2 protein-coding genes are annotated in these 812 nt (G+C 42.2%); one reads left to right on the top strand and one right to left on the bottom strand.

Annotation, left to right across the window (positions count from 1 at the left end; genetic code table 11):
- Nucleotides 1–101 precede the first annotated feature (101 nt).
- Nucleotides 102–464, top strand: a complete 363-nt coding sequence (locus GMA8713_RS25975; protein ID WP_157515806.1) for a hypothetical protein — start codon at nucleotides 102–104, stop codon at nucleotides 462–464.
- 11 nt (nucleotides 465–475) lie between these two features.
- Here the strand turns inward: GMA8713_RS25975 and GMA8713_RS25970 are convergent.
- Nucleotides 476–812: IS630 family transposase (locus tag GMA8713_RS25970; protein WP_157515497.1), on the bottom strand; the 337-nt coding region annotated here is incomplete at its 5' end.

The raw sequence follows: 812 nt of genomic DNA, 5'->3' as shown, positions 1-812 counted from the left end.
CACCTTCGCTTTAAATTCGGGTGAGTGGTTTCTACGTTTTCTTGTCATCATCTGCTCCAGTCTTTCTGGGGACTATCAAAACAGATCAATCACTTAAAGTCATGTCCGAAAATTGGGGGCCACTTCTTTTATTAGTAGGTGCACTTTGCGGTATGGTAATGGTTGTCGGTGGCATTACCTTGTTACACAAGGGAGCTATTAAACTAGCTAACACTTCTGGTGAGGATGCAATTACTATAGAGTTTAGAAAAGAAATTAGGATCTCAACACAGTATCCCGCATTAGCAATATTTTTAATTGGTTTGTTGTTTGTCTCTATATCTATCTTTATGGGTAAGCCAACATCAAACAAACTAGTTGTTAAGGGTAATGTTGTAGGGGTGTCTGAACCCGTAAAAGTATCATTGAAAACTAATACATGGCACTCAAGCTTGACTCATGATGGGGATCTGCTAAATAACTGATCCGAATAGTGCTACATTTTCGCCGTGCCGTGGCAACCTCCCGGGTACGGCGATACGTTATCCATAAAGTGCTTCACCTTCCTGAGCAATTGCCACATATGTTTACACCTGTGATTCCGAGTAATTGTCTCATGGAGAGCATTCCACAATCGTTCTATGACGTTGACCCAAGGGCAATAAACGGGCTGGAACAGCAGCCTGAACTTTGGGTTCTTCTTGAGCCAAGCCTTCGTTTTTTTACTTTTGTGGATGATGTAGTTATCCAGTATCAAGGTGACACTTTTGGCTCGGCGGTAGTGCCACTTTAGCTTCTCCAGCATGGCAATGAATAGGTCTGAGTCTTTCTTT

The organism is Grimontia marina, assembly GCF_900060185.1.
Lineage (GTDB): Bacteria > Pseudomonadota > Gammaproteobacteria > Enterobacterales > Vibrionaceae > Enterovibrio > Enterovibrio marinus.
Note: the sequence above shows the minus strand (reverse complement) of the source record. Positions and strands in the feature narration are given on the sequence as shown.

Bases quoted from the DNA above. Each gene is read 5' to 3' on its own strand.
- GMA8713_RS25975 (WP_157515806.1), top strand. From the start codon at position 102: ATGTCCGAAAATTGGGGGCCACTTCTTTTATTAGTAGGTGCACTTTGC.